Origin of the sequence: Eleftheria terrae (assembly GCF_030419005.1) — a bacterium.
Taxonomy (GTDB): Bacteria; Pseudomonadota; Gammaproteobacteria; order Burkholderiales; family Burkholderiaceae_C; genus Caldimonas; species Caldimonas terrae.
This window is the reverse complement of record NZ_CP106951.1, coordinates 3102859-3116063: the sequence shown is the minus strand read 5'-3', so window position 1 is coordinate 3116063 and position 13205 is coordinate 3102859. Positions and strand designations below refer to the sequence as shown.

General features: G+C 65.8%; 17 protein-coding genes. 13 read left to right on the top strand and 4 right to left on the bottom strand.

Features of this window, described 5'->3' with window-relative positions:
- The first annotated feature begins 6 nt into the window (after nucleotides 1-6).
- From N7L95_RS13765 to N7L95_RS13715, 11 genes are all read left to right on the top strand, one after another.
- Nucleotides 7-486: a DUF6511 domain-containing protein gene (locus tag N7L95_RS13765; protein WP_301255818.1), complete on the top strand. Its 480-nt coding sequence runs from the start codon at nucleotides 7-9 to the stop codon at nucleotides 484-486.
- Complete coding sequence (locus tag N7L95_RS13760; protein ID WP_301255817.1) at nucleotides 483-1217, top strand: PD-(D/E)XK nuclease family protein; 735 nt, start codon at nucleotides 483-485, stop codon at nucleotides 1215-1217. The genes N7L95_RS13765 and N7L95_RS13760 overlap by 4 nt, the downstream gene beginning before the upstream one ends.
- The gene (locus N7L95_RS13755) at nucleotides 1214-1447 is read left to right on the top strand and encodes a DNA-binding protein (protein WP_301255816.1); all 234 of its coding nucleotides are present in this window, start codon (nucleotides 1214-1216) and stop codon (nucleotides 1445-1447) included. The genes N7L95_RS13760 and N7L95_RS13755 overlap by 4 nt, the downstream gene beginning before the upstream one ends.
- Nucleotides 1440-3719, top strand: coding sequence for a phage/plasmid primase, P4 family (locus tag N7L95_RS13750; RefSeq protein ID WP_301255815.1), 2280 nt, complete (start codon nucleotides 1440-1442; stop codon nucleotides 3717-3719). The genes N7L95_RS13755 and N7L95_RS13750 overlap by 8 nt, the downstream gene beginning before the upstream one ends.
- A 120-nt stretch (nucleotides 3720-3839) precedes the next feature.
- On the top strand, nucleotides 3840-4313 hold the full coding sequence (locus N7L95_RS13745) for a hypothetical protein (protein ID WP_301255814.1): 474 nt from the start codon (nucleotides 3840-3842) through the stop codon (nucleotides 4311-4313).
- Nucleotides 4310-4855 carry an antA/AntB antirepressor family protein gene (locus N7L95_RS13740; protein WP_301255813.1) on the top strand — a complete coding sequence of 182 codons (546 nt, stop codon included), beginning with the start codon at nucleotides 4310-4312 and terminating at the stop codon, nucleotides 4853-4855. The genes N7L95_RS13745 and N7L95_RS13740 overlap by 4 nt, the downstream gene beginning before the upstream one ends.
- 11 nt (nucleotides 4856-4866) lie before the next feature.
- Complete coding sequence (locus tag N7L95_RS13735) at nucleotides 4867-5076, top strand: hypothetical protein (protein ID WP_301255812.1); 210 nt, start codon at nucleotides 4867-4869, stop codon at nucleotides 5074-5076.
- A complete protein-coding gene (locus N7L95_RS13730) occupies nucleotides 5069-5512 on the top strand; it encodes a DUF6362 family protein (RefSeq protein WP_301255811.1) in 444 nt (147 codons plus the stop codon). The genes N7L95_RS13735 and N7L95_RS13730 overlap by 8 nt, the downstream gene beginning before the upstream one ends.
- Before the next feature lie 634 nt (nucleotides 5513-6146).
- Nucleotides 6147-7406 (top strand): DNA modification methylase, encoded by a 1260-nt coding sequence (locus tag N7L95_RS13725; protein WP_301255810.1) that lies wholly within the window; start codon nucleotides 6147-6149, stop codon nucleotides 7404-7406.
- 51 nt (nucleotides 7407-7457) lie between these two features.
- The gene (locus tag N7L95_RS13720; RefSeq protein ID WP_301255809.1) at nucleotides 7458-7685 is read left to right on the top strand and encodes a hypothetical protein; all 228 of its coding nucleotides are present in this window, start codon (nucleotides 7458-7460) and stop codon (nucleotides 7683-7685) included.
- A 111-nt stretch (nucleotides 7686-7796) separates the two neighbouring features.
- A complete protein-coding gene (locus tag N7L95_RS13715) occupies nucleotides 7797-8102 on the top strand; it encodes a hypothetical protein (RefSeq protein WP_301255808.1) in 306 nt (101 codons plus the stop codon).
- 54 nt (nucleotides 8103-8156) lie between these two features.
- On the opposite strand, the gene N7L95_RS13710 is transcribed toward N7L95_RS13715, so the two are convergent.
- From N7L95_RS13710 to N7L95_RS13695, 4 genes are all read right to left on the bottom strand, one after another.
- Complete coding sequence (locus N7L95_RS13710) at nucleotides 8157-8522, bottom strand: hypothetical protein (RefSeq protein WP_301255807.1); 366 nt, start codon at nucleotides 8520-8522, stop codon at nucleotides 8157-8159.
- Nucleotides 8523-8619: 97 nt separating this feature from the next.
- Nucleotides 8620-8994 (bottom strand): hypothetical protein, encoded by a 375-nt coding sequence (locus N7L95_RS13705; RefSeq protein ID WP_301255806.1) that lies wholly within the window; start codon nucleotides 8992-8994, stop codon nucleotides 8620-8622.
- A gap of 106 nt (nucleotides 8995-9100) precedes the next feature.
- Nucleotides 9101-9454: a hypothetical protein gene (locus N7L95_RS13700; RefSeq protein ID WP_301255805.1), complete on the bottom strand. Its 354-nt coding sequence runs from the start codon at nucleotides 9452-9454 to the stop codon at nucleotides 9101-9103.
- 146 nt (nucleotides 9455-9600) lie between these two features.
- On the bottom strand, nucleotides 9601-10194 hold the full coding sequence (locus N7L95_RS13695) for a DUF3489 domain-containing protein (protein ID WP_301255804.1): 594 nt from the start codon (nucleotides 10192-10194) through the stop codon (nucleotides 9601-9603).
- Between the two features lie 127 nt (nucleotides 10195-10321).
- Between N7L95_RS13695 and N7L95_RS13690 the strand changes: the two genes are divergently transcribed.
- Both N7L95_RS13690 and N7L95_RS13685 read left to right on the top strand, forming a co-directional pair.
- On the top strand, nucleotides 10322-10843 hold the full coding sequence (locus N7L95_RS13690; protein ID WP_301255803.1) for an elements of external origin: 522 nt from the start codon (nucleotides 10322-10324) through the stop codon (nucleotides 10841-10843).
- Nucleotides 10843-12834: a phage terminase large subunit family protein gene (locus tag N7L95_RS13685; RefSeq protein WP_301260150.1), complete on the top strand. Its 1992-nt coding sequence runs from the start codon at nucleotides 10843-10845 to the stop codon at nucleotides 12832-12834. Before N7L95_RS13690 ends, N7L95_RS13685 begins: the two co-directional genes overlap by 1 nt.
- Nucleotides 12835-13205: the final 371 nt, after the last annotated feature.

Genomic DNA, 13205 nt, shown 5'->3' with positions numbered 1-13205 from the left:
GGCCAAATGAAATGCTGGGTGTGCTCAAGGGACGCCCGCGGCTTCGGCCACACCGACAACCGCTACGCGGTGGTCGATCCGCGGCGCTATCCGATCGATTGGGCGTTCTGCTCCGGCCGATGCCAGGCAGCGTTCCACGCGCTGTATGGCAACTGGGTAGCCGCACGCAGCGGGGAGATCGAGCTCAAGGAGGTCACCGTGGTTGATGCGTCCGAGATCGAACGGGCGTCGATGCGTCGCTGCCTGCGTGCTTTCGGCGAAGCGGGCTCGGCCATCGGCTTCGACAAGCCGCTCGGGCAGTACACCGAAGCCGAGGCGCTGCAGGTGGTGGATGCCATCGTCACCTGCTACACCGTGGCGATGGTCGAGCACCACGAGGCGACCAAGTACCCGCCGGTGCGCGGCATGGCGCCAACGCCGGACCCGCTCGCGGTGCCGTTCGCCGACATGGCCAGCGAAGCTCCCTGGGAGGAAGCGACCCGATGATGGACTTCAACCCGACAGCCCGCTTGGGCGAACGGGTGGAGGCGCTGATCGACGACGGCCTGCAGCGGCGGGCCGCCGAACAGACCGTCCGCAGCTACCTCGGCGCCTCGCGCGTCGGCGTGGCCTGCGAGCGGGCCCTGCAGTTCGAGTACGCGCAGGCCCCCGTGGACCCGGGACGCAGCTTCACCGGTCGCCTGCTGCGGATCTTCGAGCGCGGCCACCGGATGGAGGAGTGCATGGCCGCCTGGCTGCGCGCCGCCGGCTTCGATCTTCGCACCTGCAAGGCGGACGGCGAGCAGTTTGGCTTCAGCGTCGCCGACGGTCGGCTGCAAGGCCACGTTGACGGCGTGCTGCTCTCCGGCCCGGACGGGTTTGCCTGCCCGGCGCTGTGGGAGATGAAGTGCCTCGGCGCCAAAGGGTGGAAGGAGCTGCAGAAGCACGGCCTGGCCGCCGCCAAGCCGGTCTACGCCGCCCAGGTCGCGCTGTACCAGGCCTACCTGCAGCTGCACGAGCACCCGGCGCTCTTCACGGCCCTGAACGCCGACTCGATGGAGATCTATGCCGAGCTCGTGCCCTTCGATGCGGCGCTGGCCCAGCGGATGTCGGACCGCGCCGCACGGGTCATCCAGGCCACCGAGGCCGGCGAACTGCTGCCGCGGGCCTTTGTCGATCCGACCCATTTCGAATGCCGGTTCTGCGCCTGGCAGGACCGCTGCAAATCACTGTCATGAACAACAACCAATCAACTTTGACTGCTGAGGATCTGATGCAAGAGCGGCTGCTGACGGTGGCTGAGACGGCGCACGCTTTGAACCTGCCGTCTTCCATCTTGAGTAGCCCGGCCAAGCGAGAGCGGCTGCTCATCCCTCACTACTACATCAACAAGCTGGTCCGCTTCAAGCTCCGCGAGATGCTGGCGTGGCAAGCGCAACGCGCCCGGAAGGAGGCGCCCGATGCTTGACTTCAACGACTACGGCACGCCAGTGCACCACCAGCTCAACGCGCAGCGCGACGAGATCCGAGCCGCCTTGCTTTCCCGGCTGGAGTCGGTGCTGGCCGTGATGTTTCCTGCCGCGAAGAAGCGCGGCGGCAAGCTGCTGATCGGCGACGTGCTCGGCAGTCCCGGCGACAGCCTGGAGATCGTGCTGGAAGGCGAGAAGGCGGGCCTCTGGACCGACCGCGCCAATGGCTCTGGTGGCGACGTCTTCTCGATCATCGCTGCGCACTACGGCCTGGACGTCCAGCGCGATTTTCAGGCGGTGCTGCAGAAGGCCTGTGATCTGCTGGGTCGTGCACCGGTGCAGCCGACGGCCAAGCCACCCCGCAAGCAGCCGGTCGACGAGTTGGGCCCAGCCACGGCCCGGTGGGACTACCTCGACGCTGCCGGCCTGCTGATCGCCATCGTCTACCGCTACGACCCGCCGGGCGGCAAAAAGGAGTTCCGGCCCTGGGACGTGCGCCACAAGAAGGCCACCGCTCCTAACCCGCGACCGCTGTACAACCAGCCCGGCATCGCCACCGCTGACCTGGTGGTCCTGACGGAAGGCGAGAAGTGCGCGGATGCACTGATCCGGCTCGGCATCTGTGCCACCACCGCCATGAACGGCGCCAACGCGCCGGTGGACAAGACCGATTGGTCACCACTGACCGGCAAGACCGTGCTGATCTGGCCCGACAAGGACAAGCCGGGCTGGGAGTACGCCGAGAACGCCGCGCAGGCCGTCCTGCGGGTCGGCGCGGCTTCATGTGCCATCTTGTACCCCCCGGAGGACAAGCCGCAAGGGTGGGATGCAGCAGACGCGGTGGCTGAGCAGTTCGACGTCCATGGCTTCCTGACGGCGCGCCGGGGCATGCCAGTCAGCTTGTCGGCCGCCGCGCTTTCGGCACAAGAGGTGCTCCACGGTGTGGAGTGGGCCACGGAAGACGGCCTGGCGACCGCATTCACCCGCCGCTACGCCGAAGACTGGCGCTACTGCGCTGCATGGAGCAAGTGGTTCGTCTGGACCGGCACGCGCTGGAACACCGACGAAGTGCAGTACGTGCTGCACCTCAGCCGGGGGATCGGCCATTGCGCGTCCACCCTGGCGGATACGCCCCGGCTGCGCGGCCGGTTGGCCAGCGCAGCCACCTTCGCTGCGGTAGAGAAGATCGCGCGCTCGGACCCGCAGCATGCGTCCCGGGCCAGCGACTGGGACAACGACGTCTGGGCGCTGAACACGCCGGGTGGTGTAGTTCAACTGCGTGATGGCTCGATTCGCCCGCACAGCCGCAATAGCTGGATGACCAAGATCACGACCGCCCGCCCGGAGGGCGATTGCCCGACGTGGCTGTCTTTCCTTGAAGCGGTGACCGACGGGAATGCTGACCTGCAAGCGTATCTGGCTCGGATGGTCGGCTACTGCCTCACCGGATCTACGCAGGAGCAGGCCCTCTTCTTCCTATACGGCACCGGCGCCAATGGCAAGTCGGTGTTCATGAATGTGCTGACCACCATCCTCGGCGACTACGCCGCCAGTGCGCCCATGGACACCTTCATGGAAGCACGCGGCGATCGTCACCCCACCGAGTTGGCGGGATTGCGCGGTGCCCGCTTTGTCGCGTCCATCGAAACCGAACAGGGGCGCCGGTGGAACGAGTCAAAGGTGAAGGCGATCACCGGCGGGGACAAGGTCTCCGCGCGCTTCATGCGCCAGGACTTCTTTGAGTACACGCCGCACTTCAAGCTCGTCATTGCGGGCAACCACAAGCCATCCATCCGAAATGTAGATGAGGCCATGAAGCGGCGGCTGCACCTGGTCCCCTTCACGGTCACGATCCCGCCAGAGAAGCGGGACGGCCGCCTCACGGAGAAGCTGCTGAGGGAGCGAGACGGCATCCTGGCCTGGGGGGTGCGAGGCTGTCTCGCGTGGCAGCGGGAGGGTCTATCCGCGCCCGCCTGCGTCGTGGCGGCCACCGAGGAGTACTTCGAGGCCGAGGACGCCAGCGGTCAGTGGCTCGACGAACGGATCGTGCTCATGCCTGGTGCCAAGGTCGCTACCTCGGTGCTCTATGCCGACTGGCGGGACTGGGCGGAGCGAGCCGGCGAGTTCGTCGGCTCCATCAAGCGCTTCGCGGAAATGCTGAAGGCCCGCGGTTTCGAGCAGTCCCGCCTCAGCGGCGGCGTGCGGGCGTTCAAGGGCCTCAGTCTCAAGCCGAGGCAGCACGGGCACCACAGATTCAACCCCGAGGACTGACCCGCACGTGACGTTTGGTGATGGCCTTTCCAATTTATCTCTACGGCCGCGCAGGCGTAAAAAAAATACCGGAAGGGGTTCACCAATCGTCACGCAGTCCCGAAATCATCGGAACACGAGATGACGAACATGGCGATTCTTGCCCTGGATCTGGGCACACTCACTGGCTGGGCACTGCGCCAGCGGGACGGTACGACCACGAGCGGTACGCAGCACTTCAAGCCGCAACGCTTCGAAGGCGGCGGGATGCGCTTCCTGCGCTTCAAGCGCTGGCTCACAGAGCTTCGCGCTGCGGCCGGCGACATCGGGGCGGTGTACTTCGAGGAAGTGCGCCGGCACACCGGAGTCGATGCGGCCCATGTCTACGGCGGCCTCATGGCTCACCTGACGGCCTGGTGCGAACAGCACCAGGTCCCGTACCAGGGTGTGCCCGTCGGGGCCATTAAACGGCACGTAGCAGGCCGCGGCAACGCGAGCAAGGGGGAGGTGGCCGCCGCGGTCAAAAAACGCGGCTACGGGCCTTTGGACGATAACGAGGCCGACGCACTTGCGCTGTTGCTGTGGGCCGTCGACACGGAAGGAGATGCCGCGTGAACGACAAAGCAGTGATTCCAGTGCTGTCGGGTCGCATCCATGGGACCAGCGTGCCGCTGGTCAATGCCCGGCGTCTGCACGAGTTCCTGGAGTCCTCGCAGGACTACACGACCTGGATCAAGGGGCGCATCCGCAAGTACGGCTTCGAGGAAGGTGCCGACTACTTGCTCCACAAGTTTGTGGAGCAAGTCCCCCACCAGGGAGGCTGGCGCACGGTACATCGATCGGAGGTGCACCTCACGCTGGACATGGCCAAGGAGCTGGCGATGGTAGAGCGCACACCGCGCGGTCGGGACGCACGGCGCTACTTCATCGAATGCGAGCGGCGCCTTCGGCAGGAGCAGTCCTCGCCCGTTGCGCCGACGGCGCTCAGCCGCGGACAGCGGCAGGCGATCAATCGGAGAGCTTGGGCGGATGTCGCTGGCGAGGCCTATGCAGCTTTTCATGCAAGGCGGGAGGAGTTGATCCGAGAGGCGGCTGCGCAGCCCGTGGCGCGGCCGGCATACCTGCCGCTTAGCCATCGCCCGAAGTGGGCTCGGTGAGGAGGGAAGCTATGAAGATCGACACGTACCGGTATCGTTGCCCGCTGGGCAAGCTGCAGCCGCAGACGACCGACCTGGATGCGGTCAAGGAACACGGCTGGCGTGAGCAGCGCATCCTCGTTGTGAACGAGGCCGACGAGCGCTTGGACTTTGTCGAGCGCGAGATCGTCCGCCGCATCGGCGAGCGGCTCTACGGCAAGGGAGGCAAGCGCTATGGCTGAGCAGTGGACAGTCGAGGCAGTGGCCATGCGCTTCGCCGATGCTGCAGAGACCTCGCGACGGCTGCCTGCCGTTCGGGTGCAGGGCTACCTCAGCACCTGGCCGCGGGTCGTTCGGGAGGCGTGGGAAGCGCTGGGACTCAGGGAGGAGGCGCCGGTGCGCTTCCCGCCCAGCCCGCAGGACATCGACCGCCTGCTGCAGGCCATGCAGTGGGTGCAGTGGCTGCAGGTGGAGCAGCGGCACCTGGTGTGGATGCGGGCGCAGCGCTACGGCTGGCAGGAGATCGGCAAGCGCCTGGGCTGCGAGCGGACCACGGCCTGGCGTCGGTGGATGGTGGCCCTGCAGGTCGTGGCCGATCGGCTCAACCAGCAGGCCGTGGGTGCCAGCGCTCCTTTGCGCTCCTTTGCGCACCCTGGTGCTCCTGAAATGCGGCTGTAGCTCCCATGCGCGCCCTCAAGCGCTACGTGAGGGCTGCAACACTTCGGCCGTTTTTGGGTACATTTTTGGGTACGGTGGCGCAGGGACCAGCAGTAGGGAGTGATCTCCCGGAGCGGAAAGCAGGCCTTGGTAGCGAGAGTTACTTTGCGCTCCGGTCCGCGGCGATAAGAGGGCTGGCGCTCCCACCCGCGGTGTGGCCGGGGTCTCGGAGTGGAAGACGGCCGGCATCGTTCTCGGTACAGTTCGAACTGCGACTGCACAAGGACCTTCTGTAGAGCGACGCGATCCACCTCAGATCGCCGTTGGCGCCCTCATCGCCAGCCCACAGGACAGTTTGTGGGTCCTTCCTTTTGGTACCCAATGCGGGCGGAAACCGCGCGACGCTTGAATAGCGTCCGGGTGCAAACCCGGTTGGCACAGTTGGCACTCACGCGCCTCCCGCGCGCTACTATCGATTTCGTCCTTCCTTTCCTTGCTCCGACCGGCCGTTCACCACGGCCTTCAGCGGCCCGACGCCAGTGTGATATTGGTGGCCGGGCCGTCTTCTTTCCTCCTGCTCCCACTGAAGCCGCCACACGGCGCCCACAAGCCGTCACAACCTCTTCGGGGTGGGCCGTCCGTCACTCGACCGCAAATGCCATCGCACAGCTTCTCTCCTCCGCTCAAGCTCGAACACTGGCCTACGAGCAAGCTCATCGCGTATGCCCGGAATCCGAGAAAAAATGACCACGCGGTCGACCAAATGGCGTCCGTCATCGCGGAGTTTGGGTTTCGTTTGCCTGTGGTGGCCCGCAGCACTGGCGAACTCGTTGACGGGCACCTTCGCCTAAAGGCCGCGATCAAGCTCGGGCTGGAGCAGATCCCAGTGGTACTGGCCGATGAGCTGACCGACGCACAGATTCGTGCTTTTCGCTTGCTTGCGAACCGGTCGGCGACCTGGGCGGAGTGGGACGACGAGCTCCTCCAGCTTGAAATGGCCGAGCTGAACGAGGCGGATTTCGACCTGTCGCTCACCGGCTTCGACGCCGATGAGATGGCGGACATCCTGTCCGAGGATGAGGTGGAGCAGGAAGGGCAGGCGGACGATGACGCTGTTCCGGAGCCGGAGGCGCCTCCAATCTCCCGCCCGGGTGATGTTTGGCTGATGGGGAAGCACCGCCTGGTCTGCGGCGATGCAACCACCGCCGAGGCCTACCAGCTGCTGCTCGGCGATGGCCAGGTCGACATGGTGTTCGCAGACCCTCCTTATAACGTTGCGTATACCGAAAGCGCCATGCACCGCAAGCGCGGCGCGGCCCGCCCGATCTTGAACGACGCCCTCGGAGCGGGCTTCCAGCAGTTCCTCGCCGACGCTTTGGCGCTGATGGTCCCGCGCTGTCGCGGCGCGATGTACATAGCCATGTCCTCCAGCGAGCTCGACGCGCTGCAGGCCGCCTTCCGAGAGGCAGGCGGTCACTGGTCCACATTCATCATCTGGGCGAAGAACCGCTTCTCGCTGGGAAGCGCGGACTACCAGCGCCAGTTCGAACCGATCCTCTACGGCTGGCCGAGGGGCGCCAAGCGTCACTGGTGCGGGGACCGCGACCAGAGCGACGTCTGGCAGATCGATCGGCGAGCAAAGAACGACCTGCACCCCACGATGAAGCCGGTCGAGCTGGTGGAACGGGCGATCCGCAACTCGAGCCGGCCGGGTGACGTTGTCCTCGACCCATTTGCTGGCTCGGGAACGACCCTGATCGCCGCTGAGAAAACTGGCAGGGTTGCGCGGGTGATGGAGCTGGATGCCAAGTACGCCGACGTGGTTATCCGCCGCTGGCAGGAGTGGACAGAGCAAAGTGCTGTTCGTGAGTCAGATCAGCAGCCATTTGATGCACTGGCCGCCGTCTCTGTTTGAGCGCGGGCGCTTCATGTGGTTGGATCGCAGCGATCGCAATACGAAGAAGGAATGATCGTGACGGACCGTGCACAGCAGTTCTACCATCTTGAGAGCATCGATCGGAACATCGAGAAGGTGAACGCGCGACTCGCGGAGCTGGAGGAAACAGCGAAGACCATTCCAAAGGGGCACGTCGAAGAGGCGAACAGCAAGACGCTTATGGCCGCCTTGCGAGCAGCGCTGATTGTTCTCGAAGACCAACGCCGATCCATTGCCACGTCCGGCGGTGTCGTATAGACCGATAGGCACTGCTACGGCCGGCAGTGCGCGGATGCTCGGGCGCACAACCGATGGTGCGCACTCCGGTACGGAATCAGCACGGTTCAGCGTTTATGGAAGGGACTTGTCATGGCGACCCTAGAGCAAGAACTTGAGCACCTGGCAGACGCGGACCGCGATATTGCGAAGGCCGAGCTGCACATTGCGGAACTGGAGCTGACAGCCCGTCGTCTTGCCGAGACGGGTGGGGACACCACCTTGACCCATCAACTGCTGGCAACCATGCGCGAGTCGGTGACGACTTTCCGGGAGCAGCGCCGCTTGATTGCAGAAACTATCGACGACATGAGGTCCGGCAGGCGACTGGAGATTGAAGATGCCGTCGCCCTCGCCCCGCCGGGTGGCAACGAACCGATCCCGCCCGCCACTCGTTGAGCAAGTCAGGTCGCGCGCATTGAGCAAGCAATCGGCCAGTCGACGCTGGTGGCACTACTCAACGCGCTCCTCTTCGAACGCTGCCGCAACAACGAAGCCGGTCAGGTAGCTGATGCCGCGCGGGATGCCGGTGTGGGTTGAGGATCGCGCACTCACCCGCCACGACTGCCAGCGGTTGACCGCCGCTGCGACCGCTGCGTCTAGGTCGAGGCCGGCATGGTGGAAGTTGAGGACGTCATCCGCAAATTGGCGGCCGTACCGGCTGTCAAGGAATGCCCGAACCGACTCAAACCGTTCGCCGGTCGCTTCGGCGATTCGCGTCATTGCTTTGGGCCAAGCGGCCGATGCTCGCTGGCCCATAGCGCCAATGAAACCCGAAGCTTGGTTGTGTGTGCCGAGTAAGCCGTCGTTGGGGTGCATGCTGTTTTTCTCCTGATGGGTGCGTGTGATGACCCTATTCACGCTCTGAGCGGGCAGGAAGCCAAGGGGTCTTGGCCTCCTACCTGATACCGATTGATCAGCCGAGCCGCGCCACGTAGCGCGCGTAGTCCGCGCCTTCCGGGTTGACGTAGAGGGTCGGACGCTGCGGCGCCACGACTTCGATGCAGAGCGCGGCGTCGTGGAATGATCCACCTGCACCGGCCAGCCAGCTCCGCCGGCGCATGAAGTGCGAGGTGAACTCGTCGAATTCGGCCGCTGTCAGGTGGTGGGTGGTGGTGATGTACACCCTCTGCGGGTCGCCGTGAATCGCCACGTGGTCGAGGCAAACCGGCTTGCGGGTGAAGCTGAGCGCGACATCCAAAGCCAGCACGTGGACTTGCCGTCCGTTGAAGGTCACCGTGCGGGGCGTGCGCGTCACGTCCCTGGCCGGTGCCGGGGTCATGTTGTTCATCTCTGCCTTCCTTCTTCAATGCGCCGCGAAGCTGCGACACCGCTATGAACGCTCCGCCGGTGGAAGAAGTGAAGTCCTGGTGCTCCTCGAAATGGATACTGTTTGATCACTCCGAGTACAGGGCCCACGGTCCCTTCGGCAGTGGCTGGTGCACCGTGTGACGGCCCCCGTTCAGCGCCCGTTGCACCGTCGCGATCTGCTGGAGCTGCTCGACCTCGGCAAACGGGTCACTGACGGGCTTGCGTGGCCGCTCCCGCCCGAGCAGGTCATAAGCCAGCACGGCGACGAACCACCGCGCGCCGTCGGTGGTGACGACGCCGAGGTTGAACAGGTCCTGCAGCAGCGCATCTCGTGCAGAGGCCGGAATGCTAGGCGGCAGCGAATCCATCCGCCCTTCGGTGTGGTCAATCGCGTGCTCCAGGATGTAGCGCTGGAGGTCGTTCACTGCGGTGTGGGTCATCGTCTCTCCTTGAATGTCGGCGTGCCGCGGGACCAAGCTGGCCGGCACAGCCGTGCATGAACGCTCCAGGGGTGTCCCGGCGTCAAGGGGTCACTGGCAGATGTGCCGGTGTTCGCAAATGGGCCGCTTAGCGGCCCACCCGGGAATTACCGCAGCTCAGCGATGCCGAAGACGCCGCTGCCAGCCGTCTCGCTATCGCCCGCTTCAACGATGCGGTAGACGCGCTTACCGTCATCTTCCTTGTCAGAGACCACCTGCAGGCCCAGGCGCTTACGGAAGGTGCCAGAGAAAGTGCCGCGCACGGTGTGCGGCAGCCAACCGGTCAGCGCCTGGATCTCGGCCACCGTGGCGCCGCTGGGGCGGCGCAGCAAGGCAATGACCTGCGCTTGCTTGCTGCCGTCGCGGGGCGCGCGTGTCTTGCGTGCCGGCGCCGCTTGAGTGCCAGCCCAGCTGGCTTCCGCAGCCGCCACGTCATCCTCCAGCGTGTTGTCCTCATCGAGCGCCACCGCTTCTTCTTGTGGTGCAGGTCGCTCTTGGCCGACGGCCTGGTAGCCCGCGTCGGTGACGGCGTGGTGTTCCCCGTCCCGATAGGCCCAGCCGCGGGCCACCAGGCCCTGCAGCACCTTGGCGCGGGCACCACCCTTGACGCTGGCGGGGAACCACTCGATGCGGCCTTCGTTGTGCTCGGCCGCGTGGGCCAGGGTCTCGCGCTGGGTGGCGGTCAGGGTCGTTGCGTTCATGTTGTTCATCCTTTTCGGTTGGTTGGCTGTCGCTGTGCGACGTCGCTATGAACGCTCTTCTCGGGCCGCGCAGCAACGGAAGAGTTGATGCGAGTTGATTCCGCAGGCCCAGTCCTGCATGAGCACGATGGGACTTTCAATCCGGGCCTATGCGCGCCACCGCGGCGTCAGCGACACGGCGGTCCACAAGGCGATCCGAGCGGGCCGCATCACACCGCAGCCGGACGGCACCATCGATGCGGAGAAGGCTGACGCCGAGTGGGCGCAGAACACGGAGGAGCCGCGCGTCGGCACGCGGCAGCAAGCCCCTCGGGTGCAAAGCGACCTGATGGAGCGCGGCGGTGCGTCAGCGGGTGGTACCTCGCTGCTACAGGCCCGCACCGTCAACGAGGTCGTCAAGGCGCAAGCCAACAAGGTCCGGCTGGCCCGCCTCAAGGGTGAGCTGGTCGACCGCTCGCAGGCGCTGGCCCACGTTTTCAAGCTGGCGCGTGCGGAGCGCGATGCCTGGCTGAACTGGCCCGGTCGGGTCTCGTCGGAGCTGGCGGCCCGGCTCGGCGTGGACCCGCACGAGATGCACGTGGCGCTGGAGCGCGCCGTGCGCGAGCAACTGCACGAGCTGGGCGAGGTCGAGCCACGGCTGGACGGATGATGGACTTCAACTACGAAGGGGCGGTCGAGATCGAACGCGCCTGGCGGCAGGGCTTGACGCCGGATCCACTGCTGACGGTCTCCGAATGGGCTGACCGACACCGAGTGCTGTCCAGCAAGGCATCGGCCGAGCCGGGACGCTGGCGCACCGCCCGCACGCCCTACCTGCGCGAAATCCTCGACTGCCTCTCGCCGACGTCAGCTGTGGAGCGCGTGGTGTTCATGAAGGGAGCGCAGGTTGGGGCCACTGAGGCAGGCAGTAGTTGGATTGGCTACGTGATCCATCACTCTCCCGGTCCCATGATGGCAGTCTGGCCGACGGTGGAGATGGCCAAGCGCAACTCCAAGCAGCGGATCGATCCGCTGGTGGAGGAGTCACCGGCACTGGCCGAGCTGATTGCGCCGGCTCGCAGCCGGGACGCTGGCAACACCATCCTGTCCAAGGAGTTCCGTGGCGGGGTGCTGGTGATGACCGGGGCCAACAGCGCGGTGGGCCTGCGTTCGATGCCGGTGCGCTACCTGTTCCTGGATGAGGTGGACGGCTATCCGCTGGACGTTGAGGGCGAAGGGGATGCCATCTCGCTGGCGGAGGCCCGCACTCGCACCTTCGCCCGGCGCAAGATCTTCATCGTGTCGACGCCGACCATCGCCGGAGCGTCGACCATCGAGCGCGAGTACGAAGCGTCGGACCAACGTCGCTACTTCGTGCCGTGCCCCCACTGCGCCCACAGCCAATGGCTGCGCTTCGAGCGACTGCGCTGGGAGCGGGAGCGGCCGCACACCGTCGCCTACATCTGCGAGGATTGTGACGCGCCCATCCCGGAGCACCACAAGACCCGGATGCTGGAGCGCGGGCAGTGGCGGGCGACGGTCACGGGCGGCTCGCGGCGGACGGCTGGCTTCCACTTGTCGTCGCTGTACAGCCCGATCGGCTGGCGGTCGTGGCGCGACATTGCCGCCGCCTGGGAGAGCGCCACCGCCAAGGAATCCCGCTCGTCGGCGGCCATCAAGACGTTCAAGAACACGGAGCTCGGCGAGACCTGGGCCGAGGACGGCGAAGCGCCCGACTGGCAGCGGCTTTTGGAGCGGCGCGAGAGCTACCGCCCGGGGACGGTCCCCTGGGGCGGCCTGCTGCTGGTGGCTGGCGCCGATATCCAGAAGGACCGCATCGAAGTGTCGGTCTGGGCCTGGGGCCGGGGCAAGGAATCCTGGTTGATCGAGCACCGCGTGCTCATGGGCGACACCGGTCGAGCCGACGTGTGGCGCCAGCTCGGCGCGCTGCTGAACGAAACCTGGACCCACGAGAGTGGGGTGCAGATGCCGCTGGCCAAGCTGGCGGTGGACACGGGTTTCCAGACGCAGGAGGCCTACGCGTTCGTGCGCGCCTGCCACGACAGCCGGGTGATGGCGGTCAAGGGTGTGCCGACCGGTGCCGCACTGATCGGGACACCGACCGCGGTGGATGTCACGGCGGCTGGCCGCCGGCTGCGGCGCGGCATCAAGGTCTTTGCGGTGGCAGTGGGCCTCGCCAAGCAGGAGCTGTACAGCAACCTGCGAAAGGCGCCGAACGTCGATCCGAGCACTGGGGAGATCGCCTATCCGCCGGGCTACGTGCACCTGCCCACCATGGACGCCGAGTACCTGCAGCAGCTGTGCGCGGAGCAACTGGTCACCCGGCGCGACCGCAACGGTTTCCCGGTGCGGGAGTGGCAAAAGATGCGCGAGAGGAACGAGGCCCTGGATATCGCGGTCTACGCCCGAGCTGCCGCCGCTGCTTGCGGACTCGATCGATTGGAGGAGCGCCACTGGCGTGAGTTGGAGCGTCCCTTCAAGATCGATCAAGTACAGCCGCCAGCGCTCCGGCCCGATCCCGAACCGCCGCCTCTCTTCAACGTTTCCCGCCATGAAGCCACCGATCGCGGTGGCTTCGCTGCTTCTGGGGCCCCCAGCCCGTTGCGGCGTGTCGTCAAGAGCCGCTGGATGTCGTCATGAGCAATCCGCTAAGGCGGTTCCCGATCCTGCTGCACTGTCCCGCGGAGCAAGGCCCGGCGGCTCGCCCACAACCGGCGTGTGCTCGCCTGCGTCACCTCCGGGTCCACAACCGCGCGCAAGGATTCCCAGTAGTCGCTGCCCGCAGGAAAGCCGGCAGCGAGTCGGCGAGCGCAGGTGCATCGGCGCTCATCCGACAGGATCAGCTGCTCCAGCCTCAAGACCAAACGGTCATCACAACCATCAGCCTGATTAACCATCGGACCTCCTGCATGCCGATGCACGTGAGTCTAGGTCACAGCATCTTCAATTGCCACCTGCACCCTTCCACGGATGCGCAGGGGCAGCAGGTCCTCCCACCAGCTGTCAGCAGC

Excerpts from the sequence above, each read along its gene's own strand:
- N7L95_RS13765 (WP_301255818.1), top strand. The coding sequence starts at position 7 with ATGAAATGCTGGGTGTGCTCAAGGGACGCCCGCGGCTTCGGCCACACC.
- N7L95_RS13760 (WP_301255817.1), top strand. The coding sequence starts at position 483 with ATGATGGACTTCAACCCGACAGCCCGCTTGGGCGAACGGGTGGAGGCG.
- N7L95_RS13755 (WP_301255816.1), top strand. The coding sequence starts at position 1,214 with ATGAACAACAACCAATCAACTTTGACTGCTGAGGATCTGATGCAAGAG.
- N7L95_RS13750 (WP_301255815.1), top strand. The coding sequence starts at position 1,440 with ATGCTTGACTTCAACGACTACGGCACGCCAGTGCACCACCAGCTCAAC.
- N7L95_RS13745 (WP_301255814.1), top strand. The coding sequence starts at position 3,840 with ATGACGAACATGGCGATTCTTGCCCTGGATCTGGGCACACTCACTGGC.
- N7L95_RS13735 (WP_301255812.1), top strand. The coding sequence starts at position 4,867 with ATGAAGATCGACACGTACCGGTATCGTTGCCCGCTGGGCAAGCTGCAG.
- N7L95_RS13730 (WP_301255811.1), top strand. The coding sequence starts at position 5,069 with ATGGCTGAGCAGTGGACAGTCGAGGCAGTGGCCATGCGCTTCGCCGAT.
- N7L95_RS13725 (WP_301255810.1), top strand. The coding sequence starts at position 6,147 with ATGCCATCGCACAGCTTCTCTCCTCCGCTCAAGCTCGAACACTGGCCT.
- N7L95_RS13720 (WP_301255809.1), top strand. The coding sequence starts at position 7,458 with ATGATCGTGACGGACCGTGCACAGCAGTTCTACCATCTTGAGAGCATC.
- N7L95_RS13715 (WP_301255808.1), top strand. The coding sequence starts at position 7,797 with ATGGCGACCCTAGAGCAAGAACTTGAGCACCTGGCAGACGCGGACCGC.
- N7L95_RS13710 (WP_301255807.1), bottom strand. The coding sequence starts at position 8,522 with ATGCACCCCAACGACGGCTTACTCGGCACACACAACCAAGCTTCGGGT.
- N7L95_RS13705 (WP_301255806.1), bottom strand. The coding sequence starts at position 8,994 with ATGAACAACATGACCCCGGCACCGGCCAGGGACGTGACGCGCACGCCC.
- N7L95_RS13700 (WP_301255805.1), bottom strand. The coding sequence starts at position 9,454 with ATGACCCACACCGCAGTGAACGACCTCCAGCGCTACATCCTGGAGCAC.
- N7L95_RS13695 (WP_301255804.1), bottom strand. The coding sequence starts at position 10,194 with ATGAACGCAACGACCCTGACCGCCACCCAGCGCGAGACCCTGGCCCAC.
- N7L95_RS13690 (WP_301255803.1), top strand. The coding sequence starts at position 10,322 with ATGGGACTTTCAATCCGGGCCTATGCGCGCCACCGCGGCGTCAGCGAC.
- N7L95_RS13685 (WP_301260150.1), top strand. The coding sequence starts at position 10,843 with ATGGACTTCAACTACGAAGGGGCGGTCGAGATCGAACGCGCCTGGCGG.